This window comes from Mycobacterium sp. MOTT36Y, assembly GCF_000262165.1.
Classification (GTDB): Bacteria; Actinomycetota; Actinomycetes; order Mycobacteriales; family Mycobacteriaceae; genus Mycobacterium; species Mycobacterium intracellulare.
This window is the reverse complement of sequence record NC_017904.1, coordinates 2,210,107-2,228,569: the sequence shown is the minus strand read 5'-3', so window position 1 is coordinate 2,228,569 and position 18,463 is coordinate 2,210,107. Positions and strand designations below refer to the sequence as shown.

The window sequence follows — 18,463 nt, the reverse complement described above, 5'->3', positions numbered from 1 at the left end:
GCCCGCCTGAAACACCCGTGCGGCACGATGGTGGAGAGGGCGCGACCCGCCCTCACGTCACACATCCCGCCAATTACAGGAGTAGTGGGTTGACAACCGAATTCGTGCGCCACGATCTGGCCACAAGTCCCAACAGCGCAACCGAACCCGACCGCGTCCGGGTGATCCGCGAGGGGGTGGCTTCCTACCTCCCCGACATCGATCCCGAAGAGACCTCGGAGTGGTTGGAGTCCTTCGATGAACTGCTGGCGCGCTCCGGCCCGTCGCGGGCGCGCTATCTGATGTTGCGGCTGCTGGAGCGGGCGGGCGAGCAGCGCGTCGCCATTCCGTCGCTGACGTCCACCGACTACGTCAACACCATTCCCACCGAATTGGAGCCGTGGTTTCCCGGCGACGAGGACGTCGAACGGCGCTACCGGGCGTGGATCCGCTGGAACGCCGCGATCATGGTGCACCGCGCCCAGCGCCCGGGAGTTGGTGTGGGCGGCCACATTTCGACCTACGCGTCGTCCGCGGCGCTCTACGAGGTCGGCTTCAACCACTTCTTCCGGGGCAAGTCGCATCCCGGCGGCGGGGACCAGGTGTTCATCCAGGGCCACGCCTCCCCCGGCATCTACGCGCGGGCGTTCCTGGAGGGCCGGCTGACGACCGACCAACTCGACGGCTTCCGCCAGGAGCACAGCCATCCCGGCGGCGGCCTGCCGTCCTACCCCCACCCGCGGCTGATGCCCGACTTCTGGGAATTCCCCACGGTGTCGATGGGTCTGGGCCCGATGAACGCGATCTATCAGGCCCGGTTCAACCACTACCTGCACGACCGCGGCATCAAGGACACCTCCGACCAGCACGTGTGGTGCTTCCTGGGCGACGGCGAGATGGACGAGCCGGAAAGCCGCGGCCTGCTGCACGTCGGCGCGCTCGAGGGCCTGGACAACCTGACGTTCGTGATCAACTGCAACCTGCAGCGCCTCGACGGCCCGGTGCGCGGCAACGGCAAGATCATTCAGGAACTCGAGTCGTTCTTCCGCGGCGCCGGCTGGAACGTCATCAAGGTGGTCTGGGGCCGCGAGTGGGACGCCCTGCTGCACGCCGACCGCGACGGCGCGCTGGTGAACCTGATGAACACCACGCCCGACGGGGACTACCAGACCTACAAGGCCAACGACGGCGCCTACGTGCGCGACCACTTCTTCGGGCGCGACCCGCGCACCAAGGCACTCGTCGCGAACATGAGCGATTCCGAGATCTGGAATCTCAAGCGCGGCGGCCACGACTACCGCAAGGTCTACGCCGCCTACCGGGCCGCCGTCGACCACAAGGGGCAGCCCACGGTGATCCTGGCGAAGACCATCAAGGGCTACTCGCTGGGCGCGCACTTCCAGGGCCGCAACGCCACGCACCAGATGAAAAAGCTTGCGCTGCAAGACCTCAAGGACTTTCGCGACGCCATGCGGATACCGATCAACGACGCTCAGCTGGAAGAGGATCCGTACCTGCCGCCCTACTTCCACCCCGGCTCCGACGCCCCGGAGATCCGTTACATGATCGACCGCCGGCGCACCCTCGGGGGCTACCTTCCCGAGCGTCGGACGAAGGCCAAGGCGTTGCGGCTGCCCAGCCGCGACATCTACGCCGCGCTGAAGAAGGGCTCGGGCACCCAGGAGGTCGCCACCACCATGGCGACGGTGCGCACCTTCAAGGAAGTGTTGCGGGACAAGGAGGTTGGCCCGCGCATCGTGCCGATCATTCCCGACGAGGCGCGCACGTTCGGCATGGACTCGTGGTTCCCGTCGCTGAAGATCTACAACCGCAACGGCCAGCTGTACACCGCCGTGGACGCCGATCTGATGTTGGCCTACAAGGAAAGCGAAGTCGGCCACATCCTGCACGAGGGCATCAACGAGGCCGGGTCGGTGGGGTCGTTCATCGCGGCCGGCACCTCGTATGCGACGCACAACGAGCCGATGATCCCGATCTACATCTTCTATTCGATGTTCGGGTTCCAGCGCACCGGCGACGGCCTGTGGGCGGCCGCCGACCAGATGACGCGCGGCTTCTTGCTGGGGGCCACCGCGGGACGCACCACGCTCACCGGCGAGGGCCTGCAGCACGCCGACGGGCATTCGCTGCTGCTGGCGAGCACCAACCCGGCGGTGGTCGCCTACGACCCGGCGTTCGCCTACGAGATCGCCTACATCGTGGAAAGCGGGCTGGCCCGGATGTTCGGGCAGGACCCCGAGAACGTGTTCTTCTACATCACCGTCTACAACGAGCCGTACGTGCAGCCGCCCGAGCCGGACAACTTCGATCCCGAGGGCGTGTTGCGGGGCCTGTACCGCTACCACGTCGCCACCGAACAGCGCGCGAACAAGGCACAGATCCTGGCGTCGGGGGTGGCGATGCCGGCGGCGCTGGACGCCGCGAAGATGCTGGCCGCCGAATGGGACGTCGCCGCCGACGTGTGGTCGGTGACCAGCTGGGGCGAATTGAACCGCGACGGCGTCGCGGTGGACAGGGCGAGGCTGCGCTACCCGGACCGGCAGGCGGGCGTCCCGTACGTCACCCAGGCGCTGTCGGACGCCGTCGGCCCGGTGGTCGCCGTCTCGGACTGGATGCGCGCCGTTCCCGAGCAGATCCGGCCGTGGGTGCCCGGCACCTACGTCACCCTGGGGACCGACGGGTTCGGCTTCTCCGACACCCGGCCCGCGGCGCGGCGGTACTTCAACACCGACGCCGAGTCGCAGGTGGTGGCCGTGCTCGAGGCGCTGGCCCGCGACGGCGAGATCGACCCCTCGGTGCCGGTGGCCGCCGCCCGCCAGTACCGGATCGACGACGTGCAGGCCGCGCCGGAGCAGACGTCGGACCCCGGCGTGGCCTAAGGGCGGCATAACGGCTGGCGCGTTACTCCCCGGCTCGCCGAGCGCCCGGGCAGCCGGGCGCTGGGCGTGGAGCGCCCGGCCAGCCGGGCGCTCCAGCCGTCCACCGGCCGCCACTCGCCGAACGTGCGGCCAGCCGCACGTTCGAGCACGGCGCCACGCGCCTCTTTGGCGGAAACTTCCAGAAAAGTCGCGTACGTTTTAGGGGTGAGTGACAATCCCTTCGCCGGCCCGTTCGCCAAGCACCCCCGGTCGCCGCTGGAAACGCTGGATTCGGTGCCCGACTCCGTGCTGCGCCGGCTCAAGCAGTACTCCGGGCGGCTGGCCACCGAGGCGGTCAACGCCATGCAGGACCGGTTGCCGTTCTTCGCCGAGCTGGAGGCGTCCCAGCGGGCCAGCGTCGCGCTGGTGGTGCAGACGGCGGTCGTGAACTTCGTCGAATGGATGCAAGACCCACACAGCAACGTCAGCTACACCGCGCAGGCCTTCGAGCTGGTGCCCCAGGAGCTGCAGCGCCGGATCGCGTTGCGCCACAGCGTCGACATGGTCCGCGTCACCATGGACATCTTCGAGGAGGTCGTCCCGCTGCTGGCCCGCTCCGAGGAGCAGCTGACCGCGCTGACCGTGGGCATCCTGAAGTACACCCGCGACCTGGCGTTCACCGCGGCGGGGGCGTACGCCGACGCGGCCGAGGCGCGCGGCACCTGGGACAGCCGGATGGAGGCCAGCGTGGTCGACGCGGTGGTCCGCGGCGACACCGGCCCGGAACTGCTGTCCCGCGCGGCCGCCCTGAACTGGGACACCACCGAGCCCGCGACGGTGGTGGTCGGAACCCCGGCGCCCGGGCGCGACGGGTCGACCGGCCCCGGCGACAGTGAGCGCGCGAGCCAGCACGTCCGCGACATCGCCGCGCAACACGGCCGCGCGGCCCTCACCGACGTGCACGGCACCTGGCTGGTCGCCATCGTGTCCGGGCAATTGTCGCCGACCGACAAGTTCCTCGGGGAGCTGCTGGCCGCGTTCGCCGACGGCCCCGTGGTCGTCGGGCCGACGGCGCCCATGCTGACCGCGGCCTACCACAGCGCCAGCGAGGCGATATCCGGGATGAACGCCGTCGGTGGCTGGCGCGGGGCGCCGCGTCCCGTGCTGGCGCGCGAGCTCCTGCCGGAACGGGCCCTGATGGGCGACGCGTCGGCGATCGTGGCGCTGCACACCGACGTGATGGGGCCGCTGGCCGACGCCGGCCCGACGCTCATCGAAACTCTTGACGCTTACTTAGATTGTGGCGGCGCGATTGAAGCCTGTGCCAGAAAGTTGTTCGTTCATCCAAACACGGTGCGCTACCGACTCAAGCGGATCACCGACTTCACCGGGCGCGATCCCATGCAGCCGCGTGACGCATATGTCCTGCGAGTGGCGGCGACGGTGGGCCAGCTCAACTATCCGACGCATCCCGCCAGCGCCGCCAACAACGCCATGCCCGTCGTTCCGCTGCCGGTCAAAGGGGCTGCGGTGGGCCAGATCGGGTGATAGTGACCCAGGCGACAGGTCGCGGGACGATATCAAACCCGTAGCTTACGGAGCCGTTTTGTAGGGTGTACACAAAAACCTAAGACGAGGTTCATAATCTGTTACACCCGCCAAAACCGTTTCCACAGTGTTCTCTTAAACACGTGATTGCATTGCTTGCGCCCGGACAGGGTTCGCAGACCGAAGGGATGCTCTCGCCGTGGCTGGAGCTCGCCGGCGCCGCCGACCAGTTGGCGCTGTGGTCCAAGGCCAGCGGCCTCGACCTCGTGCGCCTGGGCACCACCGCATCGACCGACGAGATCACCGACACCGCGGTCACCCAGCCACTGGTCGTCGCGGCCACGCTGCTCGCACACCAGGAACTGACCAAGCGCGGCCTGCTCGCCGGTGAAGACCTGGTCGTGGCCGGTCACTCCGTCGGTGAGATCGCCGCCTACGCGATCGCCGGCGTGATGGCCGCGGACGACGCCGTCGCCCTGGCCGCCACCCGGGGCGCCGAGATGGCCAAGGCGTGTGCCGTCGAGCCCACCGGCATGTCCGCGGTGCTCGGCGGTGACGAGGCCGAGGTCCTCGCCCGCCTCGAGCAGCTCGACCTGTTCCCCGCCAACCGCAACGCCGCCGGGCAGATCGTCGCCGCCGGCTCGCTGGACGCGTTGGAGAAGCTCGCCGAAGACCCGCCGGCCAAGGCCCGCGTGCGCGCGCTGGGGGTGGCCGGTGCGTTCCACACCAAGTACATGGCGTCGGCGCTCGACGGTTATGCCGCCGCGGCCGCCGCCGTCCAGACGTCCGAGCCCACCGCGACGCTGCTGTCGAACCGCGACGGCAAGCCCGTCGCCTCGGCCGCCGCGGCGATGGAGGCGTTGGTCGCCCAGCTGACCCGGCCGGTGCGCTGGGACCTGTGCACCGCGACGCTGCGCGAGCTGGAAGTCGGTGCGGCCGTGGAGTTCCCGCCCGCGGGCACGCTCACCGGTATCGCCAAACGAGAACTTCGGGGAGTTACGGCTCGCGCCGTCAAGTCGCCCGCAGACCTGGACGCTTTGGCCGAGCTCTAAGTCGGCCGCATCCAGTACAACCACATAGCACGTCAGTTCGACTATCTCACAACACATTACGAAGGGAAGCACGCTGTGGCTGTCAGCCAGGAAGAAATCATCGCCGGTATCGCCGAGATCATCGAAGAGGTCACCGGTATCGAGCCCTCCGAGGTCACCCCGGAGAAGTCCTTCGTCGACGACCTGGACATCGACTCGCTGTCGATGGTCGAGATCGCCGTGCAGACCGAGGACAAGTACGGCGTCAAGATCCCGGACGAGGACCTCGCCGGTCTGCGTACCGTCGGTGACGTCGTCTCCTACATCCAGAAGCTCGAGGAAGAGAACCCCGAGGCTGCCGAGGCGCTGCGCGCCAAGCTGGAGACCGAGAACCCCGACGCGGTCGCCAACGTCAAGGCAAGGCTGGAAGCGGACACCAAGTGAGTAAGCCTTCCACTGCTAACGGCGGTTACCCCAGCGTTGTGGTAACCGCCGTCACGGCGACGACGTCGATCGCGCCGGACGTCGAGAGCACGTGGAAGGGTTTGTTGGCCGGCGAAAGCGGCATCCACGTCCTCGAAGACGACTACATCACCAAGTGGGACCTTCCCGTCCGGATCGGTGGACACCTCAAGGAGCCCATCGACGAGCAGATGAGCAGGCTCGACATGCGACGTATGTCGTACGTCCAACGGCTGGCCAAGCTGCTCAGCACCCAGCTGTGGGAGAGCGCCGGCAACCCGGAGCTCGATCCCGACCGGTTCTCGGTCGTGGTCGGCACCGGCCTCGGTGGCGCCGAAAGGATCGTGGAGAGCTACGACCTGATGAACGAGGGCGGCCCCCGCAAGGTGTCGCCGCTGGCCGTCCAGATGATCATGCCCAACGGCGCCGCCGCCGTCGTGGGCCTGCAGCTCGGCGCCCGCGCCGGGGTGATCACCCCGGTGTCGGCGTGTTCGTCGGGCTCCGAAGCGATCGCCCACGCCTGGCGTCAGATCGTCATGGGTGACGCGGACGTCGCGGTGTGCGGTGGCGTCGAGGGCCCCATCGAGGCGCTGCCGATCGCGGCGTTTTCGATGATGCGGGCCATGTCGACTCGCAACGATGAGCCCGAGCGCGCATCGCGGCCGTTCGACAAGGACCGCGACGGCTTCGTGTTCGGCGAGGCCGGTGCGCTGATGCTCATCGAGACCGAGGAGCACGCCAAGGCCCGCGGCGCCAAGCCGCTGGCCCGGTTGATGGGTGCCGGCATCACCTCGGACGCGTTCCACATGGTGGCCCCGGCGGCCGACGGTGTGCGTGCGGGTCGGGCGATGACGCGGTCGCTCGAGCTGGCGGGGTTGTCCCCCAAGGACGTTGACCACGTCAACGCGCACGGGACCGCCACGCCGATCGGTGACACCGCGGAGGCCAACGCCATCCGAGTCGCCGGTTGCCAGCAGGCGGCGGTCTACGCGCCGAAGTCGGCGCTGGGCCACTCGATCGGTGCGGTCGGGGCGCTGGAGTCGGTGCTCACGGTGCTGAGCCTGCGCGACGGCGTCATTCCACCCACCCTCAATTACGAAACCCCCGACCCCGAGATCGACCTGGATGTTGTTGCGGGCGAACCTCGCTACGGCGATTTCCGTTACGCGATCAACAACTCGTTCGGCTTCGGTGGCCACAACGTGGCACTCGCCTTCGGGCGTTACTAGAGCTGGCGTCCGGCGACGACGCGGGCCGCGAACGGCCCGAGGAGGAGCCGGACACCACGGAAGGTGGCGATCCGCGTCCCGGCCCCGCCGGGTTCGCGGTCACCACTTAGCAGGAAAGGAACGTTCGCAAGACCCATGACAGAGCTGGTTACCGGGAAGACCCTTCCGAACGTGGTCGTCACTGGCGTTGCCATGACGACCGCACTGGCGACTGACGCCGAGACCACCTGGAAGCTGTTGCTCGACAGCCAAAGTGGTATCCGCAAACTCGAGGACCCGTTCGTCGAGGAGTTTGACCTGCCGGTGCGCATCGGCGGTCATCTGTTAGAGGAATTCGACAGCCAGCTGACCCGCGTCGAGCTGCGCCGGTCGGGCTACCTGCAACGGATGTCGACGATCTTGGGCCGGCGGGTCTGGGAGAACGCCGGCTCGCCCGAGGTCGACAGCGACCGCTTGCTGGTGTCGATCGGTACCGGTTTGGGCTCGTCGGAAGAGATGGTCTTCAGCTACGACGACATGCGCGCTCGTGGCATGAAGGCGGTCTCTCCCCTCGGTGTGCAGAAGTACATGCCCAACGGCGCGTCGGCGGCGGTGGGTCTGGAACGGCACGCCAAGGCCGGGGTCCTCACGCCCATATCGGCGTGCGCGTCGGGTTCCGAGGGCATCGCCCAGGCGTGGCGCAACATCGTCTTCGGCGAAGCCGACATCGCGATCTGCGGTGGGGTCGAAACGAAGATCGAAGCGGTGCCGATTGCGGCGTTCGCCCAGATGCGGATCGTGATGTCGACCAAGAACGACGACCCCGTCGGCGCGTGCCGCCCGTTCGACCGCGACCGGACCGGCTTCGTGTTCGGCGAGGCCGGCGCCCTGATGGTGATCGAGACCGAGGAGCACGCCAAGGCCCGCGGGGCCAACATCTTGGCCCGCATCATGGGCGCCAGCATCACCTCCGACGGCTACCACATGGTGGCCCCCGACCCCAACGGCGAACGCGCCGGGCACGCCATGACCCGCGCCATCCAGCTCGCCGGGCTCTCCCCCAGCGACATCCACCACGTCAACGCCCACGCCACCGGCACCTCGGTCGGCGACGTCGCCGAGGGCAGGGCCATCAACAACGCCCTGGGCCCCCACGGCGGCAACGCCGCCGTCTACGCCCCCAAGGCCGCCCTGGGCCACTCCGTGGGCGCCGTCGGCGCCGTCGAATCGATCCTGACCGTGCTCGCGCTGCGCGACCAGGTCGTCCCCCCGACACTGAACCTGGAAAACCTCGACCCCGAGATCGACCTGGACGTGGTGGCCGGCAAACCCCGACCCGGCAACTACGAGTACGCGATCAACAACTCGTTCGGATTCGGCGGACACAACGTGGCCATCGCCTTCGGGCGGTACTAAACCGAGCAACACCGGAATATCAGGAGACTGCGATGACTATCACGGCCCCCGAGGCGGTCGGCGAGTCGCTCGACCCCCGCGACCCGCTGTTGCGCTTGAGCAATTTCTTCGACGACGACAGCGTCGAACTCCTGCACGAGCGTGACCGCTCCGGCGTGCTTGCGGCCGCCGGGACCGTGAACGGTGTGCGCACCATCGCGTTCTGCACCGACGGCACCGTGATGGGCGGCGCCATGGGCATCGAGGGCTGCACGCACATCGTCGACGCCTACGACACCGCCATCGAGGAGCAGAGCCCGATCGTGGGCATCTGGCACTCCGGTGGCGCCCGGCTGGCCGAGGGTGTGAAGGCGCTGCACGCGGTGGGCCTGGTGTTCGAGGCGATGATCCGCGCCTCGGGCTATGTCCCGCAGATCTCGGTGGTCGTCGGCTTCGCGGCCGGCGGCGCCGCCTACGGGCCGGCGCTGACCGACGTCGTCGTGATGGCGCCGGAGAGCCGGGTGTTCGTCACGGGCCCGGACGTGGTGCGCAGCGTCACCGGCGAGGACGTCGACATGGCCTCGCTCGGTGGCCCCGAGACCCACCACAAGAAGTCCGGGGTGTGCCACATCGTCGCCGACGACGAGCTCGACGCCTACGAGCGCGGCCGCCGGCTGGTCGGATTGTTCTGCCAGCAGGGCCATTTCGACCGCACCAAGGCCGAGGCCGGCGACACCGACATCCACGCGCTGCTGCCCGAGTCGGCGCGGCGGGCCTACGACGTGCGCCCGATCGTGACCGCGATCCTCGACGACGAGACGCCGTTCGACGAGTTCCAGGCCAACTGGGCGCCGTCGATGGTGATCGGGCTGGGCCGGCTGTCGGGCCGCACGGTCGGCGTGCTGGCCAACAACCCACTGCGCCTCGGCGGCTGCCTGAACTCCGAAAGCGCCGAGAAGGCAGCGCGTTTCGTGCGTCTGTGCGACGCGTTCGGCATTCCGCTGGTGGTGGTCGTCGACGTGCCGGGTTATCTGCCCGGTGTCGACCAGGAGTGGGGCGGCGTGGTGCGCCGCGGCGCCAAGCTGCTGCACGCGTTCGGCGAGTGCACGGTTCCGCGCGTCACGCTGGTCACCCGAAAGACCTACGGCGGGGCCTACATTGCGATGAACTCCCGCTCGCTCAACGCGACCAAGGTGTACGCCTGGCCGGACGCCGAGGTCGCGGTGATGGGCGCCAAGGCCGCCGTGGGCATTCTGCACAAGAAGAAGCTGGCCGCCGCGCCCGAGCACGAGCGCGAGGCGCTGCACGACGAGCTGGCCGCCGAGCACGAGCGGATCGCGGGCGGCGTGGACAGCGCCATCGAGATCGGCGTGGTCGACGAGAAGATCGACCCGTCGCACACCCGCAGCAAGCTCACCGAGGCGCTGGCGCAGGCGCCCGCGCGCCGCGGCCGCCACAAGAACATCCCGCTGTAAGTCACCTACTTACCGCGGACGTAACGCCACGGCGAAAAATCGCGACAGAAGTCGCCGCCACGTTACGCCCGCGGCCGGCCCAGGATCGTCGAGAGCGCCCGGCGCAGTTCGCTTTCGGGATCGGTCGGCAGCGTCTCCGCACGCCAGCCGACGAATCCGTCCGGGCGGACCAACAGCGCCCCGTCCGGCGCGAGCCCGGTGATCGTCGCCCACTCGTGGCTGTCGATGCGATGCGCGGCCAGCGACACCGAAGCCGCTGCCGCGCACCATCGCCCGTCTGTTGCCAGCACGGTGAACCCGGGGCCCAGCAGATCGAGCGTCGAAACCCCGTCGCGCACCCACACGTGCGGGACCCGGGTGCCCGGTTGCCCTCGCAGCTCGTCCACCAGTGAGACTGCGCCCGGATCCGCCGGGGCCGGCGCGCCGGAAATGACTGCGGCCGAGTGGTACTGGTAGCCCGCGAGCAAGGCGAACATCGGCGCCTCTTCCTCCGGCGGCAATTGGGGTCGGTCGTCGTCCAGCCTGATCAGCGCCAGCGTCGGGCCGGTCAAGGACTGGCGCGCGTTGAACCGCCCGACCGGGTGCCGCTCGGCGTGATACGTGCTCAGCAGGGCGGGATCGGCCACGCCGTTCACCACGGCTGCGAGCTTCCAGGCCAGGTTGTCCGCGCTCTGGATCGCGGTGTTGGCGCCCCCGGCCTTGAAGGGCGGCATGGTGTGGGCGGCGTCGCCGACGAAAAATACTCGCCCACAAGCGAATTGGTCGGCAACCCGCTCGTACGGTTGCCACGGTGCAATTTCGATGACGTCGATGTCGATCGGCTCGCCGATCGCCTTGGTGAGCAGCTCGACGCAGCGCTCAGCGGTGAATTGCTCGGCCGTTTCCCCCTCGCCCGGCAGGTATGTGGTGATGAACATGCCGAGGTCGCCCTGCGCCACCAGAAAGATCCCGTCCACGTCGGGGTTCTTGACCTGCACGCCGTCCCCGTCGAGCAGATCCGGAACGAACCGTCGCCACGGCGCCTTGAAGTAGACGAAAACGATGAAGATCGGTAGCGCGCCGTATCCCGACGTGGTCACGCCGAGCGCCTCGCGGATCGGGCTGTGCACACCGTCGGCGGCGACGACGTACTGGGCCCGCACCGTCTCGGTACTTCGCGAATCGCGCTCGCGCACAACCACCGTCACGCCGGCGTCGTCCTGTTCCAGCGACACCAGCTCCGTTCCGTAGCGGACCTCGCTTCCTCGCCGGCGGGTGTCGGCCAGCAGCATCGGCTCCAGCTTGCTCTGCGGACAATACTGCGCGGGAGGTTCCGGGCTGAGTCCCACGAACGGCGCGAAGATGGCGTCGATGTCCATGGCGGGCGCTTGGTCCACGCTGTTCAGCGTCGGCTTGACCACCATGCCGGAAACCCCATCGGCGACCGCGTGCACCTGATCGCTCAACCCCAGACCGCGCAGAATCTCCAGGCTGCGAAAGCTCAGGTTGCGGGCTTTCGGATAGATGAAGACTTCGCGACGCTTCTCGATCAGCATCGACCGGACCCCATACTTGGCCAGCAGCGCGGAGGTGGCGAGCCCGGCCGCGCCGGCACCGACGATGAGCACGGGAACCCGCGACGCCATCTCGCCCCCTTCCGATGCGACGGATCCCATGTATCGAGATCGCCTATCCCTGCGCTGCAGCGTAGTGGAGGATGAACGCGTGAGCCTCTCAGCACCGGCAATGCTGGACGTCGCGTTCGAGGAAGCGCGGTCCGGGCTGGCCGAGGGCGGCATCCCCATCGGCGCCGCCCTGTTCACCGCCGACGGCGTCCTGCTCGGGCGCGGCCGCAATCGCCGTGTGCAACAAGGTGATCCGTCGTTGCACGCCGAGGTCGACGCGTTTCGCGCCGCCGGCAGACAGCGCGACTACCGCTCCACGGTGATGGTGACGACGCTGTCGCCGTGCTGGTATTGCAGCGGCCTGGTGCGCCAGTTCAACATCGGCGCGCTGGTGGTGGGCGAATCCCGCACGTTCACCGGCGGGCACGAATGGCTGGCGCAGCACGGCGTGACGGTCACCGTGGTCGATGACCCGCGCTGCACACAAATGATGTCCGCCTTCATCGCCGAGCACCCCGAGCTGTGGCACGAGGACATCGGGCGGGCCCCCTAACCGAACCGCGCCAGAAACTCCTCGGCCACCGCGACGGCCCGCTCCCGATCGCGCGACACCAGGCCGATCCTCGTCCGCCGGTCGAGGAGGTCGGAGACGTCCAGCGCGCCCTCGTGGGTGATCGCGTACTCGAATTCGGCTCGGGTGACGTCGATTCCCTCGACGGCCGGCTCGCTCGGCCGCTCGCAGGCGGCGCTGGCGACGACCTTGGCGGCCTCGGCGCCGTAGCGCGACACCAGCGACTCGGGTAGCCCGACATCCGGCGCCGCGGTGATCCCCGGGTTGGCCGGCGCCCCGATCAGCGGCAGGTTGCGGGTCTGGCATTTCGCGGCGCGCAGTCGCCGCACCCGGACGGCGCGATCCAGCACATCCTGTGCCATGTAACGGTATTCGGTCAGCTTGCCGCCGATCACGCTGATCACCCCGGACGCCGACTCGACGACGGCGTGCTCGCGCGAGACGTCGGCGGTGCGGCCCTCGCCGGTGTCGATCAGCGGCCGCAGCCCGGCGTAGGCACCGATCACGTCGGTGGCGGTGAGGCCCGTCCGCAACGCGGTGTTCACCGTGTCGAGCAGGAACGTGATCTCGTCGACCGACGGCTCGGGCACATCCGGGATCGGGCCGGGCGCCGCCTCGTCGGTCAGCCCCAGGTAGACCCGGCCCAGCTGTTCGGGCATCGCGAACACGAAGCGGTTGAGTTCGCCCGGAATCGGAATCGTCAGCGCCGCAGTCGGATTGCCGAACGCGGCGGCGTCGAACACCAGGTGCGTCCCGCGGCTGGGCCGCAACCTCAACGAGCCGTCGATCTCGCCCGCCCACACCCCGGCCGCGTTGACGACGGCGCGAGCCGAGACGTCGAAGGCCTCGCCCGTGCGCGCGTCGGTCAACCGCACCGAGGTGCCGGTGGCCTGTGACGCCGACACATGGGTGAGGATCCGGGCGCCGTGCTGCGCCGCGGTGCGCGCGACGGCGGTGACCAGCCGGGCGTCGTCGATCAATTGCCCGTCGTAGGCCAACAACCCACCGTCGAGGCCGTCGCGCCGCACGGTGGGAGCCATTTCCACGACGCGGCGCGCCGAAATCCGGTGCGACCGAGGCAAAGTCGAGGCCGGCGTGCCCGCCAGCGCCCGCAAAAGGTCACCGGCCAGGAACCCACCCCGCACCAGCGCCCGCGTGCCCGGGCTCATTGACGGCAACAGCGGCACCAGCTGCGGCATCGCCCGAACGAGGTGGGGCGCATTGCGGGTCATCAGGATTCCGCGCTCGATGGCGCTGCGGCGGGCGATGCCCACGTTGCCGGTCGCCAGGTAGCGCAGGCCGCCGTGGACGAGTTTGGAACTCCAGCGGCTGGTGCCGAACGCCAGGTCGTGCTTTTCGACCAGCGCGACGCGCAGCCCGCGCGCCGCGGCGTCCAGCGCGATCCCCGCGCCGGTGATGCCGCCGCCGATCACCACGACGTCCAGCGGCTCGCCCTCGGCGAGCGCGGTCAGGTCGACGGCGCGCCGCGCGGCGTTCAAGGCGGTGGGGTCAGGAATCACGACAGGTATCCGTTCAGCGAGTGGGCCAGCTCGGCGGCCAGCGCGTCGGCGTCGAGCATCGGTGCGACGATGCGCGCCGACTGGATGGTCGACTGCGCGATCAGCAACACCATGGTGGCCATCTGGACCGGGTCGCCGCTGCGGACGCTGCCGTGGCGCTGGGCGACTCGCAGGCGGGCGGCCAGGGCGTCGATCAACATGCGCTGGCTGGTCCCGAGGCGCTCGGTGATGTAGGTGGTCGCGAGCTCCGAGTGCAGGACCGACATCACCAGCGGGTCCTGCCGCAGCAGGTCGGCCACCGTAACGATCTGTCGCACAAGCGATTCCCGGTCGCCGCCGAGCAGCGGCGCTTCGCTCATCACCTCGGTGACGTGCCGGGTCAAGAGCGCCGCGACGACCGAGTGGGTGTCCGGCCAGCGCCGGTAGACCGTCGGCCTGCTGACTCCCGCGCGTCGGGCAATCTCGGCGAGGGTCACCCGGTCCACGCCGAAGTCGACCACACAACTGGCGGCCGCCGCGAGGATCCGCTCCCCGACATCCAGCTCGTTACGGATTGACAACATATGTAATACTGTAACGCATGACGCATCCCGAGGGGCTCCTGCCGCCCATGAAATGGAACGCGTGGGGAGATCCCGCCGCGGCCAAGCCCCTCTCGGAAGGGATCCGGTCGTTGCTGCAGCAGGCTGTGGGGGTCGAGGGGTCCCCCGCGGCCGAACTGCAACCCGACCAGGTGGAGCTGCGGCCGTCGACGTTGTCGCCGATCGACCGGGAGGCGCTGGCCGCCATCGTCGGCGCCGACTACTGCCGCACGGCGGACTCCGACCGGTTGCTGCACGCGGGCGGCAAGTCCACCGTCGACCTGCTCAACCGCAAACAACGCGGGCCGCAGGACGCGCCCGACGCCGTGTTGCTGCCCGCCGACGAGGACGCCGTCGCCGCGATCCTGCGCCACTGCAGCGAGCACCGCATCGCCGTCGTGCCCTTCGGCGGGGGCACCAGCGTGGTCGGCGGGCTGGACCCGCATCGCGCCCAGTTCGGCGCCGTCGTCTCGCTCGACCTCCGTCGCCTCGATCGGCTGATCTCGCTCGACGAGGTGTCCGGCCAGGCCGTCTTGGAGGCGGGCGTCACCGGGCCCGACGCCGAAAAACTCCTTGGCGCACACGGCTTTTCGCTCGGCCATTTCCCGCAGAGCTTCGAGTACGCCACCATCGGCGGCTTCGCCGCGACCCGCTCGTCCGGGCAGGACTCGGCGGGCTACGGCCGGTTCAACGACATGGTGCGCGGACTGCGGGTGATCACCCCGGTGGGCACCCTGGACCTGGGCCGCGCACCGGAATCGGCCGCGGGCCCCGATCTGCGTCAGCTGCTGATCGGCTCGGAAGGAACCCTGGGCGTCATCACCCGGGTGCGGCTGCGCGTCCACCGTGCCCCGGCGGCCGTGCGCTACGAGGCCTGGTCGTTCCCCGATTTCGAGACCGGCGCCGCCGCCCTGCGGGCCGTCACCCAAAATGCCACCGGCCCCACCGTCGTTCGGCTTTCCGACGAGGCCGAGACGGGCGTCAACCTGGCCACCACCGAGGCGATCGGCGAATCCCAGATCACCGGCGGATGCCTGGCCATCACCATGTTCGAGGGCACCGAGGAGCACGTCGAGAGCCGGCACGCGGAAACCAGCGCGCTGCTCGCGGCCCGCGGCGGAACCTCGCTGGGCGAGGGGCCCGCGCGGGCGTGGGAGCGCGGCCGGTTCGGCGCGCCCTACCTGCGCGACTCGCTGCTCGCGGCCGGTGCGCTGTGCGAGACGCTGGAGACCGCGACCGACTGGTCGAACGTCACCGCCCTGAAAACCGCTGTCACCCAGGCACTCACCGACTCCCTCGCCGAGACGGGCACCCCGGCGCTGGTGATGTGTCACATTTCGCACGTCTACGCATGCGGCGCCTCGTTGTACTTCACCGTCGTCGCGGGCCAGCGAGGCAACCCGATCGAACAATGGAAGACCGCGAAAAGGGCGGCGTCGGATGCGATCATGGCCACCGGCGGGACCATCACCCACCACCACGCGGTCGGCGCCGATCACCGGCCGTGGATGCGCGACGAGATCGGCGAGTTGGGAGTGCAGGTGTTGCGCGCGGTCAAGGCGACCCTGGATCCGGCCGGAATCCTCAATCCCGGCAAGCTGATTCCGTGACTCCGCTGCGCCGGCGCGAGGTCGGCAAGGTGATCGCGCTGACCAACCCGATCTCGGGGCACGGCACCGCCGTGCGCGCCGCGCAGGTCGCGATCGCCCGGCTGCACAAGCGGGGGGTGGAGGTCGTCGAGATCATCGGCGATGACGCCGACGACGCGCGGCACCTGGTCGGCGCGGCGCTGGACAAGGGCGCCGACGCGGTCATGGTGACCGGCGGCGACGGCGTCGTCTCCAACGCGCTGCAGGTGTTGGCGGGCACCGACATTCCCGTCGGCATCGTTCCCGCGGGAACCGGCAACGACCATGCCCGCGCATTCGGCATCCCCACCCAGGACCCCGAGGCGGCCGCGGACCTCGTCGTCGACGGCTGGACCGAAACCATTGACCTGGGCCGGATTACGGACAGCGAAGGGGTGAGCAAGTGGTTCGGCACCGTGGCGGCCACGGGCTTCGATTCGCTGGTCACCGATCGCGCCAACCGGATGCGCTGGCCGCACGGTCGGCTGCGCTACTACCTCGCGATGCTCGCCGAGCTGTCGCAGTTGCGGCTCTTACCCTTTCGCTTGGTGCTCGACGGCACCACGGAGATCGACGCCGACATCACGCTGGCCGCCTTCGGCAACACCCGCAGCTACGGCGGCGGCATGCGGATCTGTCCCGCCGCCGATTACACCGACGGCCTGCTCGACATCACCATGGTGCACTCGGCATCCCGCACCAAGCTGGTCCGCCTGTTCCCCACCGTGATGAAGGGCACGCACGTTGACCTCGACGAGGTCAGCACCGCGCGCGCCCGATCGATCCACGTCGAGTGCCCCGGCATCAACGTCTACGCCGACGGCGACTTCGCGTGCGCGTTGCCGGCCGAGATCGCGGCGGTGCCAGAAGCTCTGCAGATTTTGCGCCCGGCCCGGTAGCCATGCGCACCGTTCACCGCAGGTTGCCGATTTCGTTACGGACGTCATCGAGGTAATCGTCGTAAGCGGCGATGACGTCGTCGAGGTCCAGTTGCGGTGGTAGATCGTCGGGGCGCTGACGCACCGTCAGATAGGCCATGGTCGCGGCGATGACGCGCGCTTCGTCGGCCTCGGGTCCGGCAATGCGCGCGACGACCTCGGGCGTAGCCCGCACCCGGATGGTCACACGTTCCTCGTCCTGGCCGAGACGCACGAGGTAATCGTGATCACCGAGCGCTTCGATTACGGGGGTTTCGATATCTTTCATGGCCGCTTCTTACTTCCCGGATGGCTCGTCGCCTGTTTTCCGCCATGGCTGACTGACCCGTAGCGTTGCCGTCCCGATGTGTGCACCTGCACAAAGTCTATTTTAACGATTATAATCCTTTAAAAGAAGACCTGCCGAGCGCGCGACCCGAACAAGGAACAGAAACAATGTGGCGTTGGGGGGCTAACACTCGCAGGGTCGACGCCAAGCGGCCCCCCGTCCTCATTTCGGTTCTGGCTCCGCGACTCCTGAAATGGGTTTCCAAGGCGAACGTGGCTATTTATCGCGCCACCGACGGCCGCCTTGCCGGCCACGAGTTGGGACTCGCACTGTGCCTGTTGACCACGACCGGCCGCAAGAGCGGGTTATCCCGCACCACTCCACTGATATTCATGGCCGACGACGCGCGACTGGTCCTGGTGGCGTCACAGGGCGGTCTGCCCACACACCCAATGTGGTTTCTGAACCTCCGCGCCAACCCCGATGTGCGCGTCCAGATCCGAGCGCAGACTCGCAGCATGCGTGCCCGCGTCGCCGACGAGACGGAACGCACACAACTGTGGCCGCGACTCACCGCGCACAACCCGCGGTGGGCCAGATACCAATCCTGGACCGACCGGGTGATTCCGGTGGTGATCTGCGAACCGACCTAGCCGTCCGCGGGTTCCGTAGTCGGCCCGGCCTTTTCGCTAGACCGGTCAGCGCCGTTCACTCGGCGCGAAGGCTCTTGCGTCCCACCGCCGGGAAAACTAACCGACCCCCCGGCTCAGCCAGCTCACCTCGCCGCCGTCGCCGCCGTCGCGATACGCCTCGAGCGCCTCGTCCCAGGCCGTTCCCAGCACGGAATCCAGTTCGGCGGCCAGGGTGTCGGCGCCCTGGGCCATCATCGCCCGCAGCCGCATCTCCCCGACCATGACGTCGCCGTTGGCGCTCATCGCCCCGCTCCACAGGCCGAGCTGCGGGGTGTGGCTGAACCGATGGCCGTCGACTCCGGGGCTGGGGTCCTCGGTGACCTCGAACCGCAGCACGGACCAGGAGCGCAGCGCGTTGGCCAACTTGGCGCCGGTGCCGACGGGACCGACCCAGTTGGTGACCGCGCGCAGTTGACCGGGCATCGCCGGCTGGGGCGTCCAGTTCAGGTTCGCCTTGGCGCCCAGGGTCGACGACAACGCCCACTCGACATGCGGGCATACCGCCGCCGGCGAAGCGTGCACGTACACCACGCCAGTCGTCACGTCGGCGAATTGATTCGACGCTCGCATTTCCTGCTCCTTCGGTTCCACCAGGGACGTCTTCCCCAACGACCTGTGGACCCGGCAAGCAGGGCAGCTTGCGCGAAATCTTCGATTATTTGTGTGTCGTGCGTGTCTATTGTG

Annotated in this window: 16 protein-coding genes; 11 read left to right on the top strand and 5 right to left on the bottom strand. The window is 68.8% G+C overall.

The annotated features are described in order from the left end of the window. Positions 1-89 precede the first annotated feature (89 nt). The 7 genes from aceE (at position 90) to W7S_RS10240 (ending at position 9,977) form a co-directional block, all read left to right on the top strand. Positions 90-2,879, top strand: a complete 2,790-nt coding sequence (gene aceE, locus W7S_RS10275; protein ID WP_008255911.1) for a pyruvate dehydrogenase (acetyl-transferring), homodimeric type — start codon at positions 90-92, stop codon at positions 2,877-2,879. Between the two features lie 204 nt (positions 2,880-3,083). Further along, positions 3,084-4,406, top strand: a complete 1,323-nt coding sequence (locus tag W7S_RS10270) for a CdaR family transcriptional regulator (RefSeq protein WP_008255910.1) — start codon at positions 3,084-3,086, stop codon at positions 4,404-4,406. Positions 4,407-4,549: 143 nt separating this feature from the next. Further along, on the top strand, positions 4,550-5,458 hold the full coding sequence (locus W7S_RS10265; protein WP_008255909.1) for an ACP S-malonyltransferase: 909 nt from the start codon (positions 4,550-4,552) through the stop codon (positions 5,456-5,458). A gap of 75 nt (positions 5,459-5,533) precedes the next feature. Next, the gene (gene acpM, locus W7S_RS10260) at positions 5,534-5,881 is read left to right on the top strand and encodes a meromycolate extension acyl carrier protein AcpM (RefSeq protein ID WP_008255908.1); all 348 of its coding nucleotides are present in this window, start codon (positions 5,534-5,536) and stop codon (positions 5,879-5,881) included. Then, positions 5,878-7,128 carry a 3-oxoacyl-ACP synthase KasA gene (gene kasA, locus W7S_RS10255; protein WP_008255907.1) on the top strand — a complete coding sequence of 417 codons (1,251 nt, stop codon included), beginning with the start codon at positions 5,878-5,880 and terminating at the stop codon, positions 7,126-7,128. Before acpM ends, kasA begins: the two co-directional genes overlap by 4 nt. 135 nt (positions 7,129-7,263) lie before the next feature. Continuing rightward, entirely contained in the window at positions 7,264-8,523 is a 1,260-nt protein-coding gene (gene kasB / locus W7S_RS10245) for a 3-oxoacyl-ACP synthase KasB (RefSeq protein WP_008255906.1), read from the top strand. 32 nt (positions 8,524-8,555) lie between these two features. Further along, on the top strand, positions 8,556-9,977 hold the full coding sequence (locus W7S_RS10240) for an acyl-CoA carboxylase subunit beta (RefSeq protein WP_008255905.1): 1,422 nt from the start codon (positions 8,556-8,558) through the stop codon (positions 9,975-9,977). Positions 9,978-10,039: 62 nt separating this feature from the next. Here W7S_RS10240 and W7S_RS10235 read toward each other — a convergent pair whose 3' ends face one another. Continuing rightward, entirely contained in the window at positions 10,040-11,602 is a 1,563-nt protein-coding gene (locus W7S_RS10235) for an FAD-dependent monooxygenase (RefSeq protein WP_232525833.1), read from the bottom strand. Positions 11,603-11,702: 100 nt separating this feature from the next. On the opposite strand from W7S_RS10235, the gene W7S_RS10230 reads away from it, so the two are divergent. Further along, complete coding sequence (locus W7S_RS10230) at positions 11,703-12,134, top strand: nucleoside deaminase (protein WP_008255903.1); 432 nt, start codon at positions 11,703-11,705, stop codon at positions 12,132-12,134. Here W7S_RS10230 and W7S_RS10225 read toward each other — a convergent pair. After that, the gene (locus W7S_RS10225) at positions 12,131-13,672 is read right to left on the bottom strand and encodes a glycerol-3-phosphate dehydrogenase/oxidase (RefSeq protein ID WP_008255902.1); all 1,542 of its coding nucleotides are present in this window, start codon (positions 13,670-13,672) and stop codon (positions 12,131-12,133) included. The two genes, W7S_RS10230 and W7S_RS10225, sit on opposite strands and share 4 nt — an antisense overlap. Then, on the bottom strand, positions 13,669-14,235 hold the full coding sequence (locus W7S_RS10220) for a TetR/AcrR family transcriptional regulator (RefSeq protein WP_008255901.1): 567 nt from the start codon (positions 14,233-14,235) through the stop codon (positions 13,669-13,671). The genes W7S_RS10225 and W7S_RS10220 overlap by 4 nt, the downstream gene beginning before the upstream one ends. 47 nt (positions 14,236-14,282) lie before the next feature. On the opposite strand from W7S_RS10220, the gene W7S_RS10215 reads away from it, so the two are divergent. Beyond that, positions 14,283-15,863, top strand: coding sequence for an FAD-binding oxidoreductase (locus tag W7S_RS10215; RefSeq protein ID WP_008255900.1), 1,581 nt, complete (start codon positions 14,283-14,285; stop codon positions 15,861-15,863). Then, on the top strand, positions 15,860-16,780 hold the full coding sequence (locus W7S_RS10210; protein WP_008255899.1) for a diacylglycerol kinase: 921 nt from the start codon (positions 15,860-15,862) through the stop codon (positions 16,778-16,780). The genes W7S_RS10215 and W7S_RS10210 overlap by 4 nt, the downstream gene beginning before the upstream one ends. A gap of 13 nt (positions 16,781-16,793) precedes the next feature. On the opposite strand, the gene W7S_RS10205 is transcribed toward W7S_RS10210, so the two are convergent. Then, the gene (locus W7S_RS10205; RefSeq protein WP_008255898.1) at positions 16,794-17,087 is read right to left on the bottom strand and encodes a hypothetical protein; all 294 of its coding nucleotides are present in this window, start codon (positions 17,085-17,087) and stop codon (positions 16,794-16,796) included. Between the two features lie 167 nt (positions 17,088-17,254). On the opposite strand from W7S_RS10205, the gene W7S_RS10200 reads away from it, so the two are divergent. Further along, positions 17,255-17,740 (top strand): nitroreductase family deazaflavin-dependent oxidoreductase, encoded by a 486-nt coding sequence (locus W7S_RS10200; RefSeq protein WP_008255897.1) that lies wholly within the window; start codon positions 17,255-17,257, stop codon positions 17,738-17,740. A 96-nt stretch (positions 17,741-17,836) separates the two neighbouring features. Here the strand turns inward: W7S_RS10200 and W7S_RS10195 are convergent, their stop codons facing one another. Then, the gene (locus W7S_RS10195; protein ID WP_008255895.1) at positions 17,837-18,349 is read right to left on the bottom strand and encodes a DUF3145 domain-containing protein; all 513 of its coding nucleotides are present in this window, start codon (positions 18,347-18,349) and stop codon (positions 17,837-17,839) included. Positions 18,350-18,463 lie beyond the last annotated feature (114 nt).